22 protein-coding genes and 1 pseudogene are annotated in these 22,494 nt (G+C 67.6%); 11 read left to right on the top strand and 12 right to left on the bottom strand.

The features are described 5' to 3' along the window. The first annotated feature begins 106 nt into the window (after nucleotides 1-106). From lipB to FV220_RS10150, 5 genes and pseudogenes are all read left to right on the top strand, one after another. Nucleotides 107-760: a lipoyl(octanoyl) transferase LipB gene (gene lipB / locus FV220_RS10170; protein ID WP_056142350.1), complete on the top strand. Its 654-nt coding sequence runs from the start codon at nucleotides 107-109 to the stop codon at nucleotides 758-760. A gap of 386 nt (nucleotides 761-1,146) precedes the next feature. Beyond that, nucleotides 1,147-2,307, top strand: coding sequence for a PepSY-associated TM helix domain-containing protein (locus FV220_RS10165; protein ID WP_147831165.1), 1,161 nt, complete (start codon nucleotides 1,147-1,149; stop codon nucleotides 2,305-2,307). A 339-nt stretch (nucleotides 2,308-2,646) separates the two neighbouring features. Then, the gene (locus FV220_RS10160) at nucleotides 2,647-4,482 is read left to right on the top strand and encodes a glycosyltransferase (RefSeq protein ID WP_246689425.1); all 1,836 of its coding nucleotides are present in this window, start codon (nucleotides 2,647-2,649) and stop codon (nucleotides 4,480-4,482) included. Then, a pseudogene (locus FV220_RS10155) lies at nucleotides 4,463-4,930 on the top strand (DegT/DnrJ/EryC1/StrS family aminotransferase); the annotation flags it as partial. The gene FV220_RS10160 and the pseudogene FV220_RS10155, both read left to right, overlap by 20 nt. Before the next feature lie 22 nt (nucleotides 4,931-4,952). Next, nucleotides 4,953-6,389 (top strand): carotenoid oxygenase family protein, encoded by a 1,437-nt coding sequence (locus tag FV220_RS10150; RefSeq protein WP_147831163.1) that lies wholly within the window; start codon nucleotides 4,953-4,955, stop codon nucleotides 6,387-6,389. A gap of 34 nt (nucleotides 6,390-6,423) precedes the next feature. On the opposite strand, the gene FV220_RS10145 is transcribed toward FV220_RS10150, so the two are convergent. Both FV220_RS10145 and FV220_RS10140 read right to left on the bottom strand, forming a co-directional pair. Continuing rightward, nucleotides 6,424-7,899 carry a protein adenylyltransferase SelO gene (locus FV220_RS10145; RefSeq protein WP_147831161.1) on the bottom strand — a complete coding sequence of 492 codons (1,476 nt, stop codon included), beginning with the start codon at nucleotides 7,897-7,899 and terminating at the stop codon, nucleotides 6,424-6,426. 164 nt (nucleotides 7,900-8,063) lie between these two features. After that, entirely contained in the window at nucleotides 8,064-9,050 is a 987-nt protein-coding gene (locus FV220_RS10140; RefSeq protein ID WP_147831181.1) for a cation diffusion facilitator family transporter, read from the bottom strand. Nucleotides 9,051-9,424: 374 nt separating this feature from the next. Here FV220_RS10140 and FV220_RS10135 point away from each other — a divergent pair, with 374 nt between their 5' ends. Genes FV220_RS10135 through FV220_RS10125 form a run of 3 tightly spaced genes read left to right on the top strand, consistent with a single transcriptional unit; the run spans nucleotide 9,425 to nucleotide 11,063 of the window. Then, nucleotides 9,425-10,120, top strand: coding sequence for a hypothetical protein (locus FV220_RS10135; protein WP_246689424.1), 696 nt, complete (start codon nucleotides 9,425-9,427; stop codon nucleotides 10,118-10,120). Beyond that, on the top strand, nucleotides 10,117-10,635 hold the full coding sequence (locus FV220_RS26050) for a DUF3768 domain-containing protein (RefSeq protein ID WP_246689423.1): 519 nt from the start codon (nucleotides 10,117-10,119) through the stop codon (nucleotides 10,633-10,635). Before FV220_RS10135 ends, FV220_RS26050 begins: the two co-directional genes overlap by 4 nt. Beyond that, nucleotides 10,632-11,063, top strand: a complete 432-nt coding sequence (locus tag FV220_RS10125; protein ID WP_210245942.1) for a superinfection immunity protein — start codon at nucleotides 10,632-10,634, stop codon at nucleotides 11,061-11,063. Before FV220_RS26050 ends, FV220_RS10125 begins: the two co-directional genes overlap by 4 nt. A gap of 165 nt (nucleotides 11,064-11,228) precedes the next feature. Here the strand turns inward: FV220_RS10125 and FV220_RS10120 are convergent, their stop codons facing one another. The 10 genes from FV220_RS10120 to FV220_RS10075 all read right to left on the bottom strand — a co-directional run bounded on the left by FV220_RS10120 (nucleotide 11,229) and on the right by FV220_RS10075 (nucleotide 19,240). Further along, nucleotides 11,229-11,903, bottom strand: a complete 675-nt coding sequence (locus FV220_RS10120) for a glutathione S-transferase N-terminal domain-containing protein (protein ID WP_147831159.1) — start codon at nucleotides 11,901-11,903, stop codon at nucleotides 11,229-11,231. Nucleotides 11,904-12,021: 118 nt separating this feature from the next. Further along, on the bottom strand, nucleotides 12,022-12,792 hold the full coding sequence (locus tag FV220_RS10115; RefSeq protein ID WP_056142319.1) for a molybdopterin-dependent oxidoreductase: 771 nt from the start codon (nucleotides 12,790-12,792) through the stop codon (nucleotides 12,022-12,024). Beyond that, the gene (locus FV220_RS10110; RefSeq protein ID WP_147831157.1) at nucleotides 12,789-13,433 is read right to left on the bottom strand and encodes a cytochrome b/b6 domain-containing protein; all 645 of its coding nucleotides are present in this window, start codon (nucleotides 13,431-13,433) and stop codon (nucleotides 12,789-12,791) included. Before FV220_RS10110 ends, FV220_RS10115 begins: the two co-directional genes overlap by 4 nt. A 60-nt stretch (nucleotides 13,434-13,493) precedes the next feature. Then, on the bottom strand, nucleotides 13,494-13,970 hold the full coding sequence (gene msrB, locus FV220_RS10105; protein ID WP_056142529.1) for a peptide-methionine (R)-S-oxide reductase MsrB: 477 nt from the start codon (nucleotides 13,968-13,970) through the stop codon (nucleotides 13,494-13,496). 72 nt (nucleotides 13,971-14,042) lie between these two features. Beyond that, nucleotides 14,043-14,756 carry an NrsF family protein gene (locus FV220_RS10100; RefSeq protein ID WP_056142315.1) on the bottom strand — a complete coding sequence of 238 codons (714 nt, stop codon included), beginning with the start codon at nucleotides 14,754-14,756 and terminating at the stop codon, nucleotides 14,043-14,045. Next, entirely contained in the window at nucleotides 14,749-15,339 is a 591-nt protein-coding gene (locus FV220_RS10095) for a sigma-70 family RNA polymerase sigma factor (RefSeq protein ID WP_056142526.1), read from the bottom strand. Before FV220_RS10095 ends, FV220_RS10100 begins: the two co-directional genes overlap by 8 nt. A 103-nt stretch (nucleotides 15,340-15,442) precedes the next feature. Next, complete coding sequence (locus tag FV220_RS10090) at nucleotides 15,443-15,700, bottom strand: pentapeptide MXKDX repeat protein (protein ID WP_147831155.1); 258 nt, start codon at nucleotides 15,698-15,700, stop codon at nucleotides 15,443-15,445. An 82-nt stretch (nucleotides 15,701-15,782) separates the two neighbouring features. Further along, nucleotides 15,783-17,804, bottom strand: coding sequence for a thioredoxin family protein (locus FV220_RS10085; RefSeq protein WP_187273379.1), 2,022 nt, complete (start codon nucleotides 17,802-17,804; stop codon nucleotides 15,783-15,785). A 74-nt stretch (nucleotides 17,805-17,878) separates the two neighbouring features. Then, nucleotides 17,879-18,517 (bottom strand): NrsF family protein, encoded by a 639-nt coding sequence (locus FV220_RS10080; protein ID WP_187273378.1) that lies wholly within the window; start codon nucleotides 18,515-18,517, stop codon nucleotides 17,879-17,881. Between the two features lie 27 nt (nucleotides 18,518-18,544). Further along, entirely contained in the window at nucleotides 18,545-19,240 is a 696-nt protein-coding gene (locus FV220_RS10075) for a DUF1223 domain-containing protein (protein WP_147831149.1), read from the bottom strand. A 316-nt stretch (nucleotides 19,241-19,556) separates the two neighbouring features. Here FV220_RS10075 and FV220_RS10070 point away from each other — a divergent pair, with 316 nt between their 5' ends. The 3 genes from FV220_RS10070 to FV220_RS10060 all read left to right on the top strand — a co-directional run. After that, nucleotides 19,557-20,132, top strand: a complete 576-nt coding sequence (locus FV220_RS10070) for a fasciclin domain-containing protein (RefSeq protein ID WP_210245941.1) — start codon at nucleotides 19,557-19,559, stop codon at nucleotides 20,130-20,132. Nucleotides 20,133-20,350: 218 nt separating this feature from the next. Further along, on the top strand, nucleotides 20,351-21,580 hold the full coding sequence (locus FV220_RS10065; RefSeq protein WP_147831147.1) for a DUF3095 domain-containing protein: 1,230 nt from the start codon (nucleotides 20,351-20,353) through the stop codon (nucleotides 21,578-21,580). After that, nucleotides 21,577-22,494, top strand: a 918-nt coding sequence (locus FV220_RS10060) for a Crp/Fnr family transcriptional regulator (RefSeq protein WP_147831145.1), incomplete at its 3' end; no start/stop codon positions are given. The genes FV220_RS10065 and FV220_RS10060, both read left to right, overlap by 4 nt.

Raw genomic sequence — 22,494 nt, 5'->3', positions numbered from 1 at the left:
CTCACTCGACAGAGTGTTCCTGAGATATGGTGAAGCCTTGGTAAACGACGCCCCCCGCAGCGCCCGGCTTTCCGCCTCGACGGCCGATTTTCGACCGCGATCCGGCATGCGGCCGGTCCTGTGGCGGATCAGCGACACCCTCGTCCCCTACGACGAGGCGGTGGCGGCAATGGAAGCACATGCCGGGCGGATCGCGACCGGGGAGGCGGCCGAGATGGTCTGGCTGCTCGAACACCCGCCGCTCTACACCGCCGGCACCTCAGCAAAGACCGCAGATCTCGTCGAGCCCGACCGGTTCCCGGTCCACGCCACGGGGCGGGGCGGCCAGTACACCTATCACGGGCCGGGGCAGCGGGTGGCCTATGTGATGCTCGACCTCAACCGGCGCAGACCGGACCTGCGCGCCTACGTTTCCGCCTTGGAAGCCTGGATCATCGCCACCCTCGGGGCCTTCAACGTGCGCGGCGAACGGCGCGAGGACCGCGTCGGCGTCTGGGTGCGCCGGCCCGAGAAAGGGGAGGGGGTGGAGGACAAGATCGCAGCGATCGGTATCCGCGTGCGGCGCTGGGTGAGTTTCCATGGCATCAGCCTCAATGTGGAGCCCGACCTGTCGCATTTCACCGGCATCGTCCCCTGCGGCATCAGCGGCCACGGCGTGACCAGCCTCGTCGATCTCGGCCAGATCGTCACCCTGCCCGAAGTGGACATGGCACTGCGTGCCTCGTTCGAAGCGATATTCGGAGAGACGCAAGACGGATAAGGACGTGTGCAATACGGACACAGGATCCGACACGGGATCGACGAGGGTTGCGAAATACTGCTTTTCGCCGATTCAATGCCCCGGCGATCCAGCAGAAATATTGAATTATAATTTGATTTATCGGATCTTCGCTGAAAAAATCAGGAGAGAACGACCGTCGGTGCCTGGGCCAACACAATAAAACTATTCTCAATCAAGCATCGATTCGCTCTGACTTGACGACGGACAATTGACAGGCCCGTGGTCGCGTTTGTAGCTCCTGACTGAGCGTGGTCAGGCAGAGCGGCGATCCGTCTCGCGTAGCGCCGCCCGGCTCCGGTATCGAGCGGTGGGCGATCCGTTCCACGCGGTCGTGACCGCACGGCTGTTCTGGTAGGCGCCCGCTCATGACGATCCGCACCGTTCTGTTCCGCCTGCATTGGCTGCTCGGCCTCACGGCCGGACTGGTCCTCGCCCTCGTTGGCGTGACCGGCGCGATGCTGAGTTATGAAGAAGCACTGACGGAATGGGCGAACGGCGACCGCGCCTTCGTCGCCGCGAGCGATGCGCCCCGCCTCTCGCCGGCCGCCCTCAAGGAAAGGGTCGAGACGCAGCGGCCAGGCCTCACGGTGAGTTCCCTGACTCTTTGGGCCGATCCGGAGAGAAGTCCGCGCATCCGCTTCGCTGGCGATGCCAAGCTGAGCGCGCGACCGCCGACACTCTATCTCGACCCCGTCGACGGCCGCGAACTCGGCGAGATGCGGCTGGAGGGCGCTTTCGCCACGATCCGCAAGCTGCATCGCTGGCTGCTCCTGCCGGGGGACGGCAAGGGCTGGGGCCGCAGCATCACCGGCATCTGCACCATCGCCCTGCTCCTATTCCTGGGAACGGGGCTCTACCTGCGCTGGCCCAGGATCCATTCCTGTAAAATCTGGCTGAAGCCCTCCCTCAGGCGGCCCGGTCGGCCGCGCTGGTGGTCGCTACACAGCATCGCCGGGACCTGGCTCATTCCGTTCTACGCCGCCATCGCCCTGACCGGGCTATGGTGGTCCTACGACACCTATCGAAACGCCGCGACCTGGCTGCTCACCGGCGAAACCCGAGCCGCGCGGGCGCCGCGCAGTCCGGGCGCACCCCCGCAGGTCCACGCGTCGGCCCTGGATATGGCCTGGGCGACCTTCAGCGCCGGGGAGGGGGCGGGCGCTCACATGGCTCTCATCGCACTCCCTGGGCCGGAACTGGCGACGATCCGCATCCGCTTCCTCGCCGCTCCCTCTGATCTGCCGAAGGCGCGCGACGAAGCGACGTTCGATCCCGTCACCGGCGCCCGCCTCTCTCAGACCCGATTCTCCGACAAGCCCTTGGGCCAGCAGATGGCCGAGAACATGCTGGAGGTGCATCGCGGGCGTTTCTTCGGCGGCATCGTCGCCTTCCTGTTCTTCACCGCGGCCCTGGCGATGCCGCTCTTCGCGGTCACCGGCCTGGTCCTCTACGTCCTGCGCCGCGGGGCCCGGCGCCGCAGATCGATGGCCGCGTCACCTGCCGGCGCAACGACGAGTCGTGCCTGAGCTGATGGCTGGTCCCGGCGCGGTGGCCTGCAGCGGATCTCTGCGTCCGTTTCACCGACACCGGGGTTCCGATTTCACAGGGCACAAAGAGGCATCGCTCAGGTCATATCCACGTCTGACAGATCCTGGCAGGCACTTGCACTTTAACGAGTTATTAACTGCGAGCTTCATATCCTCCCGCCATGTGAAGGGGTGGATATGCTCGAACATCGCAGGATGCGCACGGTCGAGAGCCCTCGCTCCATGGAGCCCATCGGGCGCTAAGTTGCCAAGGCGGCCACGCATATCGCTGCCGGCCGCTTCCAGAAAGCGCATCTCAATCTTCAACGCGCCCTGGAAATGGCACCCGCCGATGCGAGTGTGCATTACCAGTTCGGTCTCCTGACCTGTAAAGTCGATGCCCCGGGGCCGGCGATTCCGCACTTTGTAAACGCTCTCAGGGCAGCCCCCGAACGATCCGCCTATTGGTTCGCCCTCGCGGGTGCGCTTCTGGAGGTCGACCGGATCGGAGAAGCGCGTGCGCTGATGGAGCGTTTCCGGGATCGAGGCGTGTCCGACGAGGAATCGCGCGCCGCCCTCAAAGACGTCGTCGACCACGCATTCTCCCTCGCAAACGCCACCTACTTCGCCAGCCTCGGCGCACTCCTGATGACAATGGGGGATAACGGGGGGGCCGTCTGGGCGCTGGAGAAGTCGGTCGGCCTCGACCCGGATCTCGCCATCGCTCATTCGAACCTGTCCGGCGTACTCCAGAAAGTCTCCCGACATGGCCTGGCGATGAGCCATGCGCAGCAGGCCATCGCGCTCGATCCCGCCTGCGTCGGCGCTCACATCAATCTCGGCTGCAGCCAGAAAAGCCTCGGCCAACTGACCGACGCGATTCGGAGCTTCGACCGGGCGCTCGCTCTCCAGCCCCTCAACGTAATCGCCTATTCCAACCGGCTGTTCGCGAAGCTCTATGCCGAGGCCATTCCGGCCGCCGATTACGCCTCGGACGCCCGGATGTTCGGTACGCGCTTCGCCGATCCGCTCCTGCGGCTGCGCCCATTCGCCAAAGACCGGGATCCCGAGCGCCGGCTGCGGATCGGGCTCGTCTCCGGCGATCTCTGCACCCATGCCGTCGCCCGGTTCATCGAGCCTTTCCTGGAGCATCTGGACCGCTCCTCGATGGATGTCTACGCCTACATGACCCATGCTCATGAGGACGACGTATCGAGACGCCTGAGCACCATGTTGGACGGCTGGCGCAACATCTCCGGCCTGGACGACGACGCGGCGGCCGACCTCATCGAGGCGGACGCGATCGACGTTCTCGTCGATCTGTCGGGCCACAGTTCCGGCCACAGGCTGCTGCTCTTCGCTCGCAAGCCGGCACCCGTTCAGGTGACATGGATCGGCCATCCCGCAACGACGGGCCTGCGTGCCATCGACTACCGTCTGACCGACGCCGTGCACGACCTGCCCGGCGTGTCGGAGGATCTGCACACCGAGACAGTGTGGCGCTTGCCGGGTGTATCGGCGACGTATCAGGCGCGCGGCGACATTCCCGCGGTTCGGGGCCGTCCGCCTTTCGAGGATAACGGATACGTCACCTTCGGAGTCTTGAACCGCTTCGAGAAGATCAGCGACCTTGCCCTGGAGACATGGGCCGGCATCCTTCATACCCTTCCCGATGCGCGACTGTTCATGGTCTTCGCCGATGTCGGCGAGTCCGACATCCTGGCGCAGGTCGAGGAACGCCTCGCGAGAGCAGGGTTACCCCTCGATCGGATTCGCCTGCACCCGCGCGTCTCGACGGGCTACTTCGAGCTTTATCACCAGATCGACATCGCCCTCGATTCCTTCCCCTACAACGGCGGAACCACGAGCTGCGACACACTCTACATGGGGGTTCCCTTCGTTGCCCTGCAGGGCGCGAGCGCAGTCGAGCGCGCGGGGGTTGCTGTCCTGACGGCCGTTGGGCTCGAGGAATTGGCGGCCGAGACGCCGGAGGCATACGCGGCCTGCGCACTGTCCCTCGCGCGTGATCCAGATCGGTTGCGAGAGGTCCGATCGGGGCTGCGGGAACGCATGATCGCCAGCCCTCTCATGGATCACGCGCGCTTGGCCGCCGATGTCGGCGAGGCCTTTCGCACCATGTGGAGGCGTTGGGTCGATGCGAGTCGCGCTGCATAATTCCCCACCCGATCCCGACGGTGTCGCTGAGCCCGTTCCCCAGGACACGGGGAACGCTTCAGTGCTCGCGACCCTGCAACGGCTCGATCAGGAATTCGCCCGCATCCTCGACATACCCGCGGATACCTCCACCGCAGCGGAGGAGCTTGGGCAATGCGGTGACATCGGGACGGCGGCAGCCGAACCGATCTTCGTCACGCGACCATTCCTACCGCCGTTCGAGGAGTTCGAACCGCTCCTGCGGCGCATCTGGCAGACCCGGATTCTAACCAATGGCGGCCCCTTCCACCAGGAATTGGAGGCGCGCCTCCGCGGCCATCTCGGCGTCCCGCAGGTGGCCCTTTTCAACAATGCCACCACGGCACTGATGGTGGCGCTACGGTCGCTGGACTTATTGGGCGAAGTGATCACGACGCCCTACTCCTTCGTTGCCACGTCCCATGCAATGCACCGCACCGAGAATGCGACCGATGCCGAACCCTTTCGAATCCAGCCTGCGTGTCGCCGCCGAGGGCCTCGTCGCGCTGGTGGCGGCCTGCAACCGGCTACGCCTGCCGCGGACGCCGCACCCGTTCGTGGTCGGCGTGCACGCGCCGATGCGTGAGGAACTGACGCTGTGGGACCTGCCCGTGACCGGGGCGATCCCGGCTGGGCTCGACGGACGCTACTTCAAGATGGGCGCCAACCCTGCCAGTCCGACGCCGCGCGGCCACGACTGGTTTCTGGGCGACGGCATGGTGCACGGCTTGCGTATCGAGGGCGGCAAAGCCCTGTGGTACCGCAACCGCTGGATCGGCTCGCGAACGGCATCCGCGGCACTCGGCAGGCCCGCTGCGCCTGGACCACGCCGGGGCGATGATACCGTCAACACCAACGTCGTCGAGATCGGCGGCCGCGCCTTCGCCGTGGTCGAGGCCGGCAGCTTTCCCGTCGCTCTGTCCGACGATTTGGAAGTGCAACGCTACGATCGGTTCGACGGCACGCTCGCCGGCTCCTTCAGCGGGCACCCGCACCGCGACCCGGAGACCGGGGAGACACATGCCGTCGCCTATGACGGCCGCGTCTGGGACCGCGTGCGCCACGTCGTCCTCTCGCCCGCGGGCCGGGTCGTGCGCGACGTGTCGATCCCGGTCGAGCACGGCCCGTGCATCCACGATTGCGCGATCACGGCACGTTTCGTCGTCGTGCTGGACCTGCCGGTCACCTTCTCAATGCGGGCGGTGCTGGCCGGGCACCGCTTCCCTTTCCGTTGGAACCCTGCCCACCGCGCCCGCGTCGGCCTGCTTCCCCGGCACGGCACGGCCGCCGACATCACGTGGTGCGCGGTCGAGCCGTGCTTCGTCTTCCACGTCGCCAATGCCTACGACGACGCGGATGGGCGGGTGGTCCTCGACGTCGTCGCCTACGAGAGGGTGTTCGCCTCGGCCGGTGGCGGCCTCGATACGCCGGGCCGGCTGGAGCGCTGGACCGCCGACCCCGCGACGGGGCGGGTCGACCGGCGGGTGATCGACCCCGAGGCCCAGGAGTTCCCCCGGATCGACGAGCGCCGCTTCGGGCGGCCCCACCGCTACGTCTACACGGGCTCGGTCCCCGCCGACGGTAACACGCAACTCGTGGGCGCGACGCAGATCTACAAGCACGACCTTGAGACGGGGGAGCGGCGCGTGCACGAGTTCGGCGCCGACCGCGTCCCGGGGGAATTCGTGTTCGTGCCGGCGGGGCCGGAGGCCGGCGAGGACGAGGGGTGGCTCGTCGGGCTCGTCATCGACACGGCGAGCGACACGACGGACTTCACAATCCTCGACGCACGCGCGTTCGAGGCGCCGCCCGTCGCCACGGTCCGTCTCGGGCACCGGATCCCGCCGGGATTCCACGGAAACTGGTTTCCGAACCAGGGGGCCGAATGACGATCTCCAGTGACGCGGACGCCGACGCGCGCGTTCACGTGCCGCAGAACGTGCGGTAGTCCGCCCCGCCGCCCTCGGGCGCCTCGGCATAGCGAGCATGGGCAGGCTGGTCGTCGTAGGGCCGCGACAGCACCGCCAACAGCTCTTCGAACGGGCCGAAATCGCCTTGCTCGACCGCCGCCGCGATCATCGCCTCGACGTGGTGGTTGCGCGGGATGAAGGCCGGGTTGACGGCGCGCATCGATGAGGCCGTCGCCGCGGGGTTCCGTCCCCCCTCGGCCAACAGCTTCCGCCAGCCTACGGCCCAGGCGTCGTACTCGGTCGGGTCGACGAACAGGTCGCGCACCCCGGCATCCGCCTCCGGCCGCTCGGCCGCGTCGCACAGGCGGCGGAAGGTCAGGGTAAAATCGGCCCGGTTCTCCGTCATCCGCGCCAGCAAGTCGTCCGCGAGCGCGACGGCTCCGTCCCGTTCCGCGGACAGCCCGAGCTTGTGCGCAAGGCCATCGTGATACGCTTTCTCGAAGCGCGGGCCGAACCCGGCGAGCGCCGCCTCGGCCGCGGCGACCGCCGCCTCCTCGTCTTCGGCAAGAAGCGGCAGAAGAGCCTCGGCGAGACGGGTGAGGTTCCACAGGGCGATCCCGGGCTGCTGGCCGTAGGCGTAGCGCCCGTGCGCGTCGATCGAGCTGAAACTCGTGCGCGGATCGTAGGCGTCGAGGAAGGCGCAGGGACCATAGTCGATCGTCTCGCCGGCCACCGACATGTTGTCTGTGTTCATCACTCCGTGGACGAAGCCGACCAGCAGCCAGGCCGCCACGAGGTCGGCTTGGCGGGCCACGACGCCGTCTAGCAGCGCCCGGTAGGGATGCTTTGCAGACAATGCTTCTGGATAGTGCCGGGCGAGGGCGTGGTCGGCGAGCGCCCGCACCGCCTCTGCGTCGCCCCTGGCGGCGAAGTACTGGAAGGTGCCGACCCGGATATGGCTGGCCGCCACGCGGGCGAGCACCGCCCCGGGCAGCCGGGTCTCACGCACGACCAACTCGCCGGTGGCGACTGCCGCCAGCGCCCGTGTGGTCGGGATGCCGAGCGCGGCCATGGCCTCGCTCACGAGGTACTCGCGCAGCACCGGCCCGAGCGCCGCCCGGCCGTCGCCGCGGCGAGAGAACGGGGTCGGGCCCGCGCCCTTGAGCTGGATGTCGTGGCGCTGCCCGTCACGGTCGACGACCTCGCCGAGCAGAACGGCGCGCCCGTCACCGAGCTGCGGCACGAAGTTGCCGAACTGGTGCCCGGCGTAAGCCGTCGCGATCGGCTCGGCACCTTCAGGGACGCTGTTCCCCGCGAGCATCCCCACCCCGGCGGGGCCGGCGAGCCAATCCGGGTCCATGCCGAGGTTCGCCGCCAGCGCGCGGTTCAAACGGATCAGGCGCGGGCCTGCGACGGGTGTCGGGGCACGGCGGGCGAAGAAGCGGTCCGGCAAGCGGACGTAGCTGTTGTCGAATGGGATCGTAGTCATGGTCAGGAGTTATGGGCGACCACGCCGGCGGACAAGCACCTTCCGGGGACCGGTCGGCCATCCGGGTGATGTAGCGGGGTGAGCGCATACAAAACTACGTGCGCCGGTTTAGATGCAGCTTCGAAGGCCCGCCGTGTCGGGCACCACCGCCCCGCGCCCCCACCTTAGACGACGTGGTCGGGTTCGAGCGCGCAGTTCGCGTTCGCGCTGGTCTCGACCTGCAGGGTGGTGTGCCCGATCCCAAACTTCAGCTTCATCTCGTCGGCCGTCCGCATCAGGAAGTCGTCGCCGGGATGGCCTTCCGGGATGACGAGGTGGGCGGTCAGCGCTGTCTCGGTGGTGCTCATCGGCCAGATATGGAGGTCGTGCAGGCCGACGACCCCCGGCATGCCCCGGAGGTGTCCGTCCACAGCCACGGGGTCGATGCCGGGCGGAACGGCGGCGAGGGCCATCACGACGCTGTCGCGCAGGAGTCCCCAGGTGCTCCAGACGATGACGGCCACGATGGCGAGGCTGATGACCGGGTCGATCCATTCCCAGCCGGTGAACAGGATCGCGAGGCCGGCCAGGACCACGCCGGCCGACACGGCGGCGTCCGCGGCCATGTGCAGGAAGGCGCCCTTCAGGTTGATGTCGCCCTTGGCCCCGGCGACGAACAGCCAGGCCGTCACGCCGTTCACGATGATGCCGATGGTGGCGACCACCATCACGGTCGTTCCAGCCACCGGCACCGGCTGGCCGAACCTCTGGACCGCCTCCCACGCGATGGCGCCCGCAGCGACCAGCAGGAACACCCCGTTGAACAGGGCGGCGAGGATCGAGGAGCCCTTCAGCCCGTAGGTATAGCGCGAGGTCGGGGCACGCTTCACCAGTACGCTGGCGCTCCATGCGACCAGCAGGCCGAGTACGTCCGACAGATTGTGTCCGGCATCCGCCAGCAGCGCCACCGAGTTGGCGAGCACGCCGTAGGTGGCCTCGACGGCGACGAAGCCCATGTTGAGGGCGATGCCGATTGCGAACGCCTTACCGAAATTTGCGGGTGCGTGCGTGTGGCCGGATCCATGAGCATGCTCAGCGTGGCTGTGACCCGCATGTGCATCGTGATCGAGCGCATTCTGACCATGGCCGGCATTTTCATCGTGCGAGGTCATCATAGTCCCGTTCCGTTCTTCGTTACTTAGTAGCTGGTTCCGGGCATATGGCGACGGTCGATGCGGCGCCTTCCCCTGAGGCCAAATCGAACCTACAATCTCTAGTGACTAGAGGTGCAAGCCAAAAGATTTCGGCCATTCTCATGAGAGAATTGTCACCTCGGTACACCTGAAACGTGCTGACTATTTGCTGTCACGAGCCGGTAGGGCTGATGCCTAGACCGAACGCCCGTCTCAAACTTGAGCTCGACATTAGGACTATAATCTTATAATATGATGGTCGCTGCGGGCCTTTTCGCAGCCGAATGGATGCCCCCGATGACCCTGCCGTTGCACCGCTTACCGACACCCGAGCCTTAACCGGCAGCAGGTGGGTGCATCCTCCCCCTCACGCTCAACGCAAGGCGGCCTCCGGGCCGCCTTCGTCGTTTCTGGAGCCCTTTGATGACCCAAACATCGCAATCAGCACAGCCGCCACCATACCGCACGGCCTGATCCTGTTCGGCCGCGACGAACGACAGCGCCCCCACTCCTCGCGCTTTGCCGCTGGCGAGAGGGCCGAGGCCGAGCGTGCCGCTGGGCTGATGGGCATGCACGTGATCGAGATCAGCGACGATACCCAACACAGCCTTGCCGCCGGCTTACCGAAAGGACGCTTGTTCGGGAGCGGCAAAGCCTTCGTGCCGTTCGTCAAAGCCGAGGTGTTTGACCGGCTCGTCGCGGCGGCCGGCCTGCCCGACGTTGCCGTGCCCATTAGGGCTTCAGGCAAGGCCGCCAGCGCCCCTCCGGCGTCAAGGGGCCGGGCAAGTGGCGACGCAGGCGCAGGAGGCCCTGGCGGCCGTTTCAAGGCACCCGTCGATTGGCCTGAGATCGAACGCGGTTGCCTTGTGCTCGCCTGCGCTGGGTCCCAGGAGAGCTGGTTCGAGGCAATCATCATGTACACCACGGCCGACGACGCCTTCGAGCTTCAGTGGCGCGACTGGCCGGACGATGGGCTGATCACCCGGCACCGCAGCGAGCTTGGTTTGCTGCCGCCCGGCGCGGTGCAGAGCGCAAAGCCAGGGGCATGAGCCGCCCGGCCCCCATCAGCGTCGAGGCGGATCCCGCCTCGACCACCCACACCAACCGGGTGCGTCCCATCAACGATGCCTTCCGCCGGAGCTTTGCCGGCGGCCATGTGATGCTGTCGCGCGGGATTGCCAGCCTGCCAGAGGAACAGCGTCGCGAAGCCGAGGCGACGGTGCAAGCGTTCGAAGCCTTCAGCGTCGCCGACGACCCGTATAACGAGCACGATTTCGGCGCTTTCGACCTCGCTGGGCCGCGTTGCTTCTGGAAGATCGATACCTACGACCGCTCCATGGTCGGGCATTCGACCAACCCGGCTGACCCTGCAGCCGGTGCCGTGCCCGCTTCAATTGGCGCTGCCCCCTCAGGCCCTGTGCTGGCTCAACCCCTCGCGCAGCCACAGCGTGACGTGATCGCCGAGATCGAGGGGCTGGCGCAGCTTCGCGCCAACGGTAGCCTGTCGGAAGCCGAGTTCGAAGTGATGAAGGCGCAGGCCCTGTCGCAGGCGCGCGGCGCGTGAACGACGACACAGCCTGGGTGTTGGTCGCGGTCACCGTTTGCATCGCGATCTACGGCCTGCCGTCGATCATCGCCCTCCACCGACGCCATCCCAACCGCTGGGTCATCCTGGCGGTCAACGCCCTGTTCGGTGGAACGCTCGTCGGGTGGGTCGTGGCGTTGGTCTGGGCGCTGCACGCGGTGCATCGGCCGGACATGCCGGACGCCTCGCAGGGCGGTGAGTCGGGGCTGAACCTGTTCGTCAACGACACCCGGCGGGTCGCCCTCGTGGCAGCCCCTCACAGGGATAGTGGCGGACACGAACGGCCCGCCCTTTCGCCGGCCGATGCAGTGCGGGAACTCGAACGCCTCGGCGATCTCCGCACCGCCGGTCACATCGATGACACTGAACACCGGATGCTCAAAGCCATGATCTTTCGAAAGATGTAGGGCGAATGGCTCTTATCGACCCAACATTGCCGAACAGGCCGATTTGCGACATTCCCGGAAGCGGACGTTCGCTGGTTGAACGTTCCGGAGTTTCCCTCGCGGCGGCGAGACGACAGAGACGGCGCGACGACCAGCTATGGGGGCGTTCCAGGGCGATGACGATCGTCAGGACTTGAGGTGTCGGAACATGTTGGCGCGGGCCTCGTCGTCCATTTCTGACTTGAAGGCGAAGCGGTCCTTGAGACCGACCGCACGCACCGCAGCCGGGCGAGCGGCGATCTCATCGTGGTGGCGCTTGAGGTGGGGCAACTCCGCCCAGGCCGTTTCGCCGAGAACGAAGGGGATCATTCGGGCCCATCCCCAGGCACTCATATCTGCGATGGTATACTCGTCGCCCACGAGATAGCGGCGCTGCGCGAGGTGTGCGTTTAGCACGTCGTAGTGACGGCGTGCCTCGAAGCTGTAACGCGCCTGGGCATAGGGCACCTGCTCCGGGGCGAAGTGCCGGAAATGGACCGCTTGGCCGGAGAACGGCCCGACGCCCGTCGCGACGAACATCAGCCAGGACAGGAGCGGAGCTCGGTCGCTACCCAAGGGCGGCAGGAATCGTCCGGTCTTCTCGGCGAGGTAGAGAAGTATAGCATTGCTGTCGAAGATCACGTCCGCGTCGTCGACGAGGACCGGCACCTTGCCGTTCGGATTGAGGGCCAGGAAATCAGGCGCGAACTGGTCACCCTTGCGGGTGTCGATCGGGATGGGCTCGTAGGGCAGTCCGAGCTCCTCCAGCAGCAGCGCGACCTTCGTCGGGTTCGGAGAGCCATTGAAAAAGAATTTCAGCATTTCAAAACCTCATGCCGTTCCGGGAGCCAGTGGCCGCCAAACCGCTCGGCAACACCCGTTTAGCTGCGGTCCACATGTCGTCAATCGATGGATGTCGGGCGATTCACGTTCAGACTCACTACAGCCCGGAAAACCAGTTGTAGCCCTGATCTTCCCAGTAACCGCCCGGATAATCGTTCGTCACCGTAATCGCCATGATGTGCTTCGGGTTCTTGAACCCGAGCTTCGTCGGGATGCGCAGCTTCACTGGGAAGCCGTATTTCGGTGGCAGGGGCGCGCCGGCGTAGTCGAGCGCCAGGATCGTCTGGGGGTGAAGCGCGCTCGGCATGTCGATGCTTGTCCAGTAGTCGTCGCCGCAGGCGAAGCGGACGTAACGTGCGGTCGTGTCGGCCCCGATCCGTTCGAGGAAGGTGCGGAACGGGACCCCAGACCATTGCCCGATGGCGCTCCAGCCCTCCACGCAGACGTGGCGGGTGATCTGCGCTTCCTGCGGCAGGGTCCTCAGCCGGTCGAGCGTCCACGGTGTCTTGTCGGAGACGAGACCGGCGAGTTCGAGCTTCCAGGTCGAACCGTCGATCACCCGGATCTTGCTCGCCGGATAATAGGCGTTGAAGGGAAAGTCCGGGGTGATGTCCGCGACATCGAAGGTCGGGGCAAGACGCGTGCTTCCGAATAGGGCGCCCTGAACGCGATCGTTCAGCCGCGAGATGCCACCGAGGATGCTCTCCACCTGCGGGTTGTCCGAGAGGTCGCACCCGCCGAGTGCGAGGCTTCCCGCCGCGACGAGGCCGCCGCGGAGGAACAGGCGTCGGTCGGCCCGAATAAGGTGAGTCTCGGGAATCGTGATATCCGGACGTGGACGGCGGAGAAGGCGATCGAGGGGCTTCATGGCTTCACCACGTGGTTGCGGCCGAGATGGAGCTCACGGCCGATGATCATCGTCGGAAGCGTCTTCGGAACCAGGAGCACCAGGGCGAGGTGCACCGCCACGAAGCCAGCGATGCCGGTCATGGCGAGGAAATGGACGATCCGGGCCGTGTCGTAGCCGCCCAGCAGCGCTGTCAGTGGCGCGAACTGGACCGGCTTCCAGATCGCGAGACCGGAGAGCACGATGACGATCCCGATGAGCAGGACCGCGACGTAAAGGAGTCGCTGCACGGCGTTGTAGACGCCCGGGTCGTGGGGGAGCCGGAATTTCAGGGCCGCGACGAAGTCATGCGCGATCTCGCGCGGCCGCAGGGGCATGAGGCGCCGGCGCAGGTGGCCCGAGGCGAGACCATAGGTCAGGTAGACGAGGCCGTTGGCGACGAGGAGCCACATTCCGGCGAAGTGCCATTGCAGGGCCCCGCCGAGCCAACCGCCGAGGGTGATGGCCTTCGGGAACGCCCAGTCGCCGAAGATCGGTGAAGCGTTGTAGATGCGCCATCCGCTGGTGATCATGATCAGCATGGCCAGAGCGTTCACCCAATGGGTGATCCGGACGACGAGGGGGTGGATCGGGCGCTCGGCCCGTGGCGAAGGGGGATGCATCGGGACCGTCCTGAAGGGTTGCTGGCTTGCGGAGCGTTGGACCCGAAAAGCGGGATCGTTTCAGGCGGGCTCGAAGCGCAGCGCGATGCCGTTCATGCAGTAGCGCTGCCCCGTGGGCTTCGGTCCGTCGTCGAAGACGTGGCCGAGATGGCCGCCGCAGCGGCGGCAATGCACCTCCGTCCGGCTCATCCCCAGGCTGGAATCCGTCGTCGTGCCCACGGCCTCCACGAGGGGGGCGGTGAAGCTCGGCCAGCCGGTTCCGCTCTCGAACTTCGCGCTGGAGGCGAAGAGCGGCTGGTCGCAACCGGCGCAGACGAAACGACCGGCGCGCTTCTCGGCGTTGAGCGGGCTCGAGCCGGCGCGTTCGGTACCGTGCTGGCGCAGAACCGCGTAGCCGGCGGACCCGAGCTGGGCCCGCCAGGCGGCCTCGCTCTTCACGACGGCGAAGGTTCCGGCCAGGGCCCCTCCGGCGGCGCGAAGGAATGTCAGGATGCCGAGCGCCGAGACGCCGGCCGTGAGGATCTGTCTGCGGTCCATGATGCCGAGTTCCATGATGGCGAGTTCCTTGCCGAGGCCCTGGACTGTCATTCGCCTTGTGGATCGAGCAGGTTACAGGTCGGCCTCGCGGTGCCGGCCTCGCGACCCTGCGGTTCTGTCGAGAAGGCGCCCGCCGAAGAGACCGTTCAGGCCGACGACCATGAGGACGGCGACGAGGTGAACCAACAGGTCCGTCGCGGTGGCGTCGTGCGGATGAAACGGCACCAGCAATGCCGCGGCAGCCGCTGCTGCGGCGAGTCCCCCGAGGGCCGCCGTTAGATTGGGGCGTAACGGACAGGCCCGCCGCAGCATTAGCACCAGCAGGACGGATAGCGGCAGCGAGACCCCCATCAGGAACACGAAGCAGCCTCGCATCTCCTCCGGCTCGGCGAGGTTGGCGGCCGGCGCGAGCCAACCGCGAAGGCAGCCGAGCCCACTGGCGCCGAGCCAGAGAACGAGCGGGGGAAGCGGGAGCCATGACCAGGCCGCGCTTCGGCCGGGCACGCTGCTCTGGAAGGCGGCAAGGGCGGCCGCGATAGCCGTGAGGATCGCGCCGACGGCCGCCCAGTGCAGGTCCGGCACGGCGAGGCGCGCCCGCAATCCCGAAAGGTCGGACATCGGCACGAGGAGGAGCCCCACCGTGAGCACCGCACCGGACCAGATGAGGGTCCGGCGCCCCGGGCTCGGGAGCCGGCGGACCGGCGTGAGCGATTGAGCCAGATCCTCGACGAGGTCGTGGGTGGACGGGACTTGAGTGGATCGGTCATGGGTGGCCGGATCAGGCATCCGTGCCCTCCTTACGGGATGAGAGAGAGACGCGGAGGGCCTTCAGACCGCGATGGAAGTTGACCTTGAGCGCACCCTTGGTCCGCCCTGTGAGCGTTGATGTCTCGTCGAGGGACAATTCGCGTAGGGCGATGTGCTCGATCGCCTCCCGCTGTCCTTCGGGGAGATGCGCGACGGCCGTAGCGAGGATCGCTGCGCGCTCGCGACGCTCCAGGTCGTCACCCGGCATGGGACCGGCGTCGGCACGCGCCTCATAGGCGAGCGGCTCATGCACTTCCTTCGGACGACGCCCCTTGCGGCGCAACGCGTCGACCGCCCGCCGCTGTGTAATGGCGCGCAACCACGGCAGGAACGGGCGGGCCGGATCGTAGGTCGCCCGTGCCTGATGGAGGGTAAGCAGGGTGTCCTGCACAACGTCGTCGAGAGCTGCGCCCTGAACCCCCTTTGCCCGTGCCATCGCGGAGATCACCGGCACGCAATCGCGCAGGAGCGCCCGGTAAGCGGCGGCATCGCCGACCTGCGCCGCCTGCATCGCGGCGGACAGGGACGCCTCGCCGGACAATGCCGCTGATTGAACAGGCATGGGAGCAGGGATTCCGGACGCTGCGGGGAGAGCCGGCGAGAAACCCGGCATGAGGAACGGGCGGCCCGGAAGGCCGACCCGCGCCGTCCGCATGAGGCCGAACTTACTTCTTCATGGAGTCCTTGGCCATGCTGTCCTTGGCCATGCTGTCCTTGGCCATGGAATCCTTGCTCATCCCGTCCTTCTTCATGCCGTCCTTGGCCATGCTGTCCTTGGCCATGCTGTCCTTGGCCATGCTGTCCTTGGCCATGCTGTCCTTGGCCATGCTGTCCTTGGCCATGGAATCGACGGCATAAGCCGGGGCCCCGGAGACGGCGGTGGCGAGGACGAGAGCAGCGGCGACGCGGAAGAGAATGCTCATGTGAGGTTATCCTTCTGGGATGTACCGAACATCTTGGCGGTACTGGACTGTGTTTCGGCGGAGCGCCGACGACGGTTACAGGTCAGGGCGAAAATTCCGTCGTTGTCTTGTTTGCGTTCGCGCGCTCCGCCCGCACGATGGCAGCCCGCATCGTTGCCGGCGTCAGCAATTCCGGCAGGGCTTCTCCGCGCGGTAGACCGGGCCCGTAGACGGCCACGAGCGGAATCCCGAAACGTCCGAAGTGGCGCAGGAAAGCGAGGATGGCCGGGTCGGCCTGGGTCCAGTCCGCCCGCATCGCGACCGTGTCCGGCGCCGACAGGCGCGCACGGTTCTCCGCGCGATCGAGGGTGGTGACATCGTTGAGCCGGCAGGTCAGGCACCAGGACGCCGTCACGTCCACGACGACGACCTTGCCCTCCGCCACCAGGGCCGGGATCGCCTCGGGGGCGAAGGCGCGCCAGGGTCCACCCTCCATCCGAGCCACCGGGGAGGGTCCGAAGCCGGACGGCCACACCGTGACGGGGACGAGCGTGAGGACGAGGGCCGCCGTGACCAGGCTTCGGCGACGATCGGGAACGCGCGGCGGTCGGCTCAGGGCGAGCCAGCCGAGGAGAAGGGTCAGGATACCCGCCAACCCCATCGCCCGAGGAATGCCGGCCAATTCGGCGAAGACCGTCATGAGCCACGCGGCCGTTCCGAGGAGAAGCAGGCCGAACCCGCTCCGAAGCCGGATCATCCAAAAGCCCGGTCGCGGCAGCAGGCGCGTCCAACCCGGTTTTAGCGCGAGGAGCGCGAAGGGGAGCGCCATTCCGAGGCCGAGCGTCGTGAAGACCAGCAGGATATCGACATGTCCCCGGGTCAGCGCGAAGCCCACCGCGCTTCCGACGAACGGGGCCGAGCAGGGCGTGGCCAGCAGGGTGGCGAAGGCGCCGGTGAGGAAGGCCTCCGACAGGCAGCCGGACCCGCGCAGCGATCCAAGCGCGGCGATCGGACGGGGTAGCCCGATGGTGACCCATTCGAACAGGCTCGCGGCGAACAGCACCGTGAGCAGGGCCATGCCGGCGAGAAACCACGGCGCCTGGAACTGGATGCCCCAGCCGATACTGGCGCCCGAGGCCTTCAGGACGATCAGAACCAGGGCGATGGCGAGGAAGGACGCGACGATGCCCGCCGCCGTGGCGAGGAGTTCGGCCCGGACGCCTCGCTGATCCGCTCCGGCTGCCCGCGTCAACGCGAAGACCTTCAGGGACAGGACCGGCAGGACGCAAGGCATCGCATTGAGGACGAGGCCTCCGATCAGGGCCGTCGCCAAGATGGCGAGCCACCCACCCCAGCCGATGCCATCCATGGGCGAAACCGTGAATTCGGCGCTGCGCAGGCCATCGACCAGGGTGACGCGGAGATCGGTATCCGCGACGTCCGGCGACAGATTCAGGGTGAGCCGGGCCGTGTGCCCACCGTCGGACAGGGCAACCGCCGGAGGGGTGGTCACGGCCCCCTTCGGACCCTCGACGAACACGTCCGGCGCCATGAAGGCGCTGCCTTCGCTGGTCACCCGCAGGACCAGGCGCCGATCGTCCGGCGGTCCCTCGCGGGCCTGCCCGACGACGGCGAAACCCGCAGCCTCCGGGGGGCCAGGGATGCGCGCGTGCGCGGCATCGATCAATCCCGCCTCCGCCGAGGGCCGATCCGTTCCCGCGGGTAGCGCGAGGTCGAGGGTCGCACGATAGGGCACGCAGACCTCGCCGCAGACCGCGTGCACGAGGCGCAGGTGAAGGTGCGCGGCCCCGTCGCCGCGCCGTGCGAACTGGAGGGGCAGGACGGTCCCAGATTCGTACACGAACGTCTGGAGGTCGCCGACGGAGAGGCGGCGCGGCGCGGGCCAGGCGATGGAGTTGAGCACGCCCCCCTCCGATCCGCTCCCGTCGAAGGTCGGGGCGAGGCCGGCATCGCCCGGGCTACGCCATGCCCCGTGCCAGCCGTCACCGAACCGAAACTCGAGGGCCGCCTCGACGGGCGATCCACGGCTCGCGGCGTCCGTGGCCGTCACGAGCCGCACCGCCGCCCTATCGTCGCCGATCCACGCGGTTGACGCCGCACGCACCGGGAAAGCTCCGAGAAGGAAGAGGGCGAGGCACGCGAGCAGCCTTCGCCGAACGGGGTCGCGCAGGACCATCGTCAGGCGCTCGCGCGGAGCAAGCGCCGGCCGAAACCGGCACCGGCCCCCGAGAGCAGCGCCACCGCGAGCGCGTGCAGGGCGAGATCGTTCAGTGCCATGGCGAAGGGGTGGAACAGGCCCAGGATCGACGCCGCGGCGGAGGCCGCCGCGAGACCCGCGAGGCCGCCGCTCAGGGATGGATGGAGGGCGTAGCCGCCCTTCAGGATCGCGGCGAGGAGCAGCGCGAAGGGAACGCCGAGCCCCAGGATGAAACCAACGCAGGCGCAGGCTTCCGACAGGGAGATCGGCGCTCCGTGCTCCGCGCCTGAGACACTCGCCCCGATCCAGAGCGCGAGGCTCGGCGCGGGCAGAATGGCCCAGCGCGGATCACGGTCGGGCAGTGTCGCGAGGATCGCGGCGGCCGCCGCCGTCACGGCGGTGGCGATCGATCCGATGGCCGCCAGAACGAGGTCCGGGTCTGCGGCGTGGCGCGAAAGCGCGCCCCGCAGGTCGGCGACCGCCGCGAGGCCGGCGCCCGGGAAGGCGACGACGAGGAGCCAGCCGAGCACGCGCCGGAGCGGTGAGCCCAGAGGCCGTACCGGGACGAGCCCTCCGGCCAGCCTGTCGATCAAGCGCGTATGCGGCGAGCCGGCGGGCATTGGCGCCTCGTCCCGAAAGGCCATCGCTTAAGCGCCCGGCACAAGGCGTGCGGCTCCGAGGATGCGGCCGTCCGATTGCTGGACGATCACGGCAGCATCCTGCCCGGCCGGCAGCGCCTCGCTGAACTCCAGTGGCTCGCCCGACCAAGTGCCGAGGGTGCGCAGCGAGCGCACGACGTTGGCCTGCACGAGGGTGCGTCCGCTGTTCTCGCCCCGTGCCACGGGGGTGCGTAGGGACCGGTCGAAGCCGACGAGGAACACCTTGGCGCTACCCTTACCGGCCCCAACCGTCACGGCAATGCGGCCGGTCCGGCGCACGATCGCGATCTTGGTTTCGGCGTCCATCTCGGCCCGGGCTGCCGCGACCGCCGAGGTAGCCTCCGTGCGGCGCGAACCCACAACGCTCCTGCGTCCGTCGATCACGAGCTGCGGCGTGAAGTTTCCCTCGCCGAGAAGCGCCGCATAGGTCGCCTGCCTCTCGGTCGCGCCCTCAAAGGACGCGGTGTCCTTCCAGCCGAGATCGTCCCAGTAAGTGACGTGGAATCCCAGCGCCAAGAGGTCGTCGCGGCCAGCGAGCTCGCCGAGCAGCGCTTCCGCCGGCGGGCAGGACGAGCACCCTTGCGACGTGAACAGTTCCACCACCACGGGCCGGGCCAGCGCAGGGCCGGACACGAGCAGGACCGGTCCCAGCGCGAGGAGAAAAGGAATGAGGCGGGACGACATGGCGTGCTCCGGGACGATGCGGGATACAAGTCATTCGTCGGAGGCGAAGCCTGGTTACAGGCCCTTTATGACGAGGGAAATCTTAGACCCATCGTCCGTCCACTTCCCCAAGTCACGCTTTGTGTCTCATCGCTCCTCGGCCGCGACGAGCCTCGCTCACGGCAGGGACATCACTTCGAAGAACAAGAAAATTTCCCTCTTCAAGGCGGCCAGGATGAAATCATTCTCCCCAGCAAGGCTTGCCTGAAACTTCTCCGTACCTCCGGCCGTAACGATCGACGACCCCGCATGACGGGGCCGACAATCGGAGTTACGCATGACACGCATGTTCAAGGTCGCAAGCCTCACCGTCGCCATGGCACTCACCGGCGCCGGTGCATTCGGCACGGCGGCCCAGGCGGCGGAAGAGAAGACGGTGATGGTCGGTGGCGCGCCGATGTACCCGTCGAAGACCATCGTCGAGAACGCGGTCAACTCGAAGGACCACACCACCCTCGTCGCCGCGGTCAAGGCCGCCGGTCTCGTCGAGACGCTCTCGGGCAAGGGTCCGTTCACGGTGTTCGCGCCCACGAACGCCGCCTTCGCCAAGCTGCCGGCCGGCACGGTCGATACGCTGGTGAAGCCCGAGAACAAGGCGACGCTCACCAAGATCCTGACCTACCACGTGGTGGCCGGCACCATGACGGCGGCCGATCTCCAGAAGGCGATCAAGGCCGGCGGTGGCAAGGCCATGCTGAAGACGGTCGAGGGTGGCAGCCTCACCGCCGAGGAGAAGGGCGGCAAGATCGAACTCGTCGATGGCAAGGGCGGCATGTCGACCGTCACGATCGCCGACGTGATGCAGTCGAACGGCGTCATCCACGTGGTCGATACCGTCCTGATGCCGAAGTAAATTTCGCGTTTCACCGCCTTTCGAGGCTGTCCGGATCTCGTCCGGGCAGCTTTTTTGTGTCGATCGCGTGAATTCCAGTAATGCGGAACGAGGTGCTCCGACCGAAAGATTCATGGTGGCCGCGTAACCGAGTCGGGTAACGTGGCGAAACCCAATGGCGGCCGCTCGCCAAAAATCTTGCCCCGCGGAAGATCTCGAAGGCGAAAGGATGCTCGGCGATGCCTGCGCGCCACGCCCTAACGGACGTCGAAGCCGGGCCGGGCTCGCCTACATGCCCGCAGACGGGTCAGGCCGAGGCGAGCGTGTCGGTTCCTTTTCGCTACGCCGACGTGCCACGTTTCACACGATTTTCCGACGTCCTCGACGAAACCCGTTACGTCCCGGTGCCGGACACATGGTGGATCGCCCTGTGCGACGTGGTGATGTCGACCCGGGCCATCGAGGATGGGCGCTATCGATCGGTCAACATCGCCGGCGCCGCCCTGATCACGGCCGTGAAGAACGCCCTTCCAGGCGCCGACTTGCCGTTCGTCTTCGGCGGTGACGGTGCGACCCTTCTCGTCCCACCCGAACATCGCGACACGGTCGAGGCGGTGCTGGCCGAGACGGTGACGTGGGTGCGCGAGGCCCTCGGGCTCGATCTGCGGGCCGCGCTGATCCCGGTCGCGGCGGTGCGCGAGGCTGGCCGGGACCTGCGTGTCGCGCGCTACGCGGCCTCCGCCCATGTCGACTACGCGATGTTCTCGGGCGGCGGCCTCGCCTACGCGGATGCCGCGATGAAGCGCGGGCTCCACGCGATCCCGGCGGCTCCGGCCGGTGCGAAGCCTGATCTCACCGGCCTGTCCTGCCGGTTCGAGGCCGTGCCCGCGCGGGATGGGCTGGTCCTGTCCCTGATCGTCGTGCCCGGAGAGGGCGCGGATCGAGAAGCCGTCCTTGCCACCCTCGGCGCCATCCTGGCCGAGGTCGATGCGAGCCCCGGCATGGGGCGCCCTCTGCCGGAATCGGGACCACCGATGCGACCGCCCTGGTCAGGCCTCGTCGCTGACGCGCGGGCGGAAGGGACGCTGGCGGGCTCGAGGGTCTTACGCGTGGCGGCGATGTTCCTGACGCGCGGCGCCGCCTTCGCGCTGTTCAGTCTCGGCCTGCCGTTCGGACGCTTCTCGCCACGTCGCTATCGACGGCGGCTCGCCGCCAATGCCGATTTCCGGAAATACGACGACGGGCTCCGCCTCACCGTGGCCTGTCCCGTCGCCACGGCGGATCGGATCGAGACCCGTCTCGCCCTCGCGCAAGAGGCGGGGTTGGTGCGCTACGGCGTCCACCGACAGGATGCCGCCGTCGTGACCTGTGTCAGCCCCTCGGTCCTGCACGACGACCACGTCCATTTCGTCGATGGTGCCGATGGCGGTTACGCGCGGGCGGCCGCCATGCTCAAGCGACGGCCATGACGGGACCGGAAATTCCGTTCCTTGGCGGATTGGACGTCGAGGCCGTTGCCGCGGTGCGCGCGCGCATGGTCCCGGTCTCGGTGGCCGGAGGCAGCACGCTGTTCGCGCAGGGCGAGGCCGGGGATGCTCTCTACACCTTGGTCTCCGGTGCCATCGGGATTTCCGCCGATGCCACCATGGGCTCGCCGCGCCGGATCGCTCGCCTGCGTCCGCCCGAAAGTTTCGGCGAGATGGCGCTGCTGTCGCCGGCCCCTCGATCGGCGACGGCCACGGCCCTTCGCGATTCGTGTCTGCTGCGGCTGACGCGGGCGGATTTCGAGGAGGTGGTCGAGCACCATCCCCGGATGCTGCTCTACTTCGCGCGGCTGCTCACGGAACGGATGCGCGCCGCCCAGACGGGGGCGGCGGTCCGCCACGCACCGCGCAGTATCGCCATACTCGCCGTGACCGAGGGGCTCGACGCCGCGGCCTTCGGGCTGGCCCTGGCCGGTGCCTTCGACGACACGAGGACCGGGACCACGGGATGCCTCACCCGCTGGCCGGATGGGGCCGACGAGGCATGGTTCCACGACTATGAAAGCCGTCACGCCCGCACGATCTTCGTGGCCCACGAGGTCGGCTGTCCGTGGTGCCGCCTGTGCCTGCGCCACGCGGACCATGTCCTGCTGCTGGCCGAGCCCGGCCGGCCACCGCGACACGGGGCCGCCGCCTGGCTCGGGAGCCTCAGATCGGACTGGATCCGGATGGATCTCGCCGTCCCGCAGACGGCAGACGCAATCCTGCCCCGTGCGCTTCACCCGGACGTCGCCGCGTTGCCTGCGGCTCTCCGCATTCCGGTGCGGGCAGGCAACGCGGACGATCTCCGCCGGCTCGCGCGTCTCGCGAGCGGCACGGCGCGCGGCCTCGTCCTCGGC

This window comes from Methylobacterium sp. WL19 (assembly GCF_008040005.1).
Taxonomy (GTDB): Bacteria; Pseudomonadota; Alphaproteobacteria; order Rhizobiales; family Beijerinckiaceae; genus Methylobacterium; species Methylobacterium bullatum.
The sequence above is the reverse complement of the archived record's forward strand: the minus strand, read 5'-3'. Positions and strand labels throughout refer to the sequence as shown.

Coding starts and splice junctions, on each gene's coding strand:
- lipB (WP_056142350.1), top strand. CDS start 107: ATGCGGCCGGTCCTGTGGCGGATCAGCGACACCCTCGTCCCCTACGAC.
- FV220_RS10165 (WP_147831165.1), top strand. CDS start 1,147: ATGACGATCCGCACCGTTCTGTTCCGCCTGCATTGGCTGCTCGGCCTC.
- FV220_RS10160 (WP_246689425.1), top strand. CDS start 2,647: ATGGCACCCGCCGATGCGAGTGTGCATTACCAGTTCGGTCTCCTGACC.
- FV220_RS10150 (WP_147831163.1), top strand. CDS start 4,953: ATGCCGAACCCTTTCGAATCCAGCCTGCGTGTCGCCGCCGAGGGCCTC.
- FV220_RS10145 (WP_147831161.1), bottom strand. CDS start 7,899: ATGACTACGATCCCATTCGACAACAGCTACGTCCGCTTGCCGGACCGC.
- FV220_RS10140 (WP_147831181.1), bottom strand. CDS start 9,050: ATGACCTCGCACGATGAAAATGCCGGCCATGGTCAGAATGCGCTCGAT.
- FV220_RS26050 (WP_246689423.1), top strand. CDS start 10,117: ATGAGCCGCCCGGCCCCCATCAGCGTCGAGGCGGATCCCGCCTCGACC.
- FV220_RS10120 (WP_147831159.1), bottom strand. CDS start 11,903: ATGCTGAAATTCTTTTTCAATGGCTCTCCGAACCCGACGAAGGTCGCG.
- FV220_RS10115 (WP_056142319.1), bottom strand. CDS start 12,792: ATGAAGCCCCTCGATCGCCTTCTCCGCCGTCCACGTCCGGATATCACG.
- FV220_RS10110 (WP_147831157.1), bottom strand. CDS start 13,433: ATGCATCCCCCTTCGCCACGGGCCGAGCGCCCGATCCACCCCCTCGTC.
- msrB (WP_056142529.1), bottom strand. CDS start 13,970: ATGGACCGCAGACAGATCCTCACGGCCGGCGTCTCGGCGCTCGGCATC.
- FV220_RS10100 (WP_056142315.1), bottom strand. CDS start 14,756: ATGCCTGATCCGGCCACCCATGACCGATCCACTCAAGTCCCGTCCACC.
- FV220_RS10095 (WP_056142526.1), bottom strand. CDS start 15,339: ATGCCTGTTCAATCAGCGGCATTGTCCGGCGAGGCGTCCCTGTCCGCC.
- FV220_RS10090 (WP_147831155.1), bottom strand. CDS start 15,700: ATGAGCATTCTCTTCCGCGTCGCCGCTGCTCTCGTCCTCGCCACCGCC.
- FV220_RS10080 (WP_187273378.1), bottom strand. CDS start 18,517: ATGCCCGCCGGCTCGCCGCATACGCGCTTGATCGACAGGCTGGCCGGA.
- FV220_RS10075 (WP_147831149.1), bottom strand. CDS start 19,240: ATGTCGTCCCGCCTCATTCCTTTTCTCCTCGCGCTGGGACCGGTCCTG.
- FV220_RS10070 (WP_210245941.1), top strand. CDS start 19,557: ATGACACGCATGTTCAAGGTCGCAAGCCTCACCGTCGCCATGGCACTC.
- FV220_RS10065 (WP_147831147.1), top strand. CDS start 20,351: ATGCCTGCGCGCCACGCCCTAACGGACGTCGAAGCCGGGCCGGGCTCG.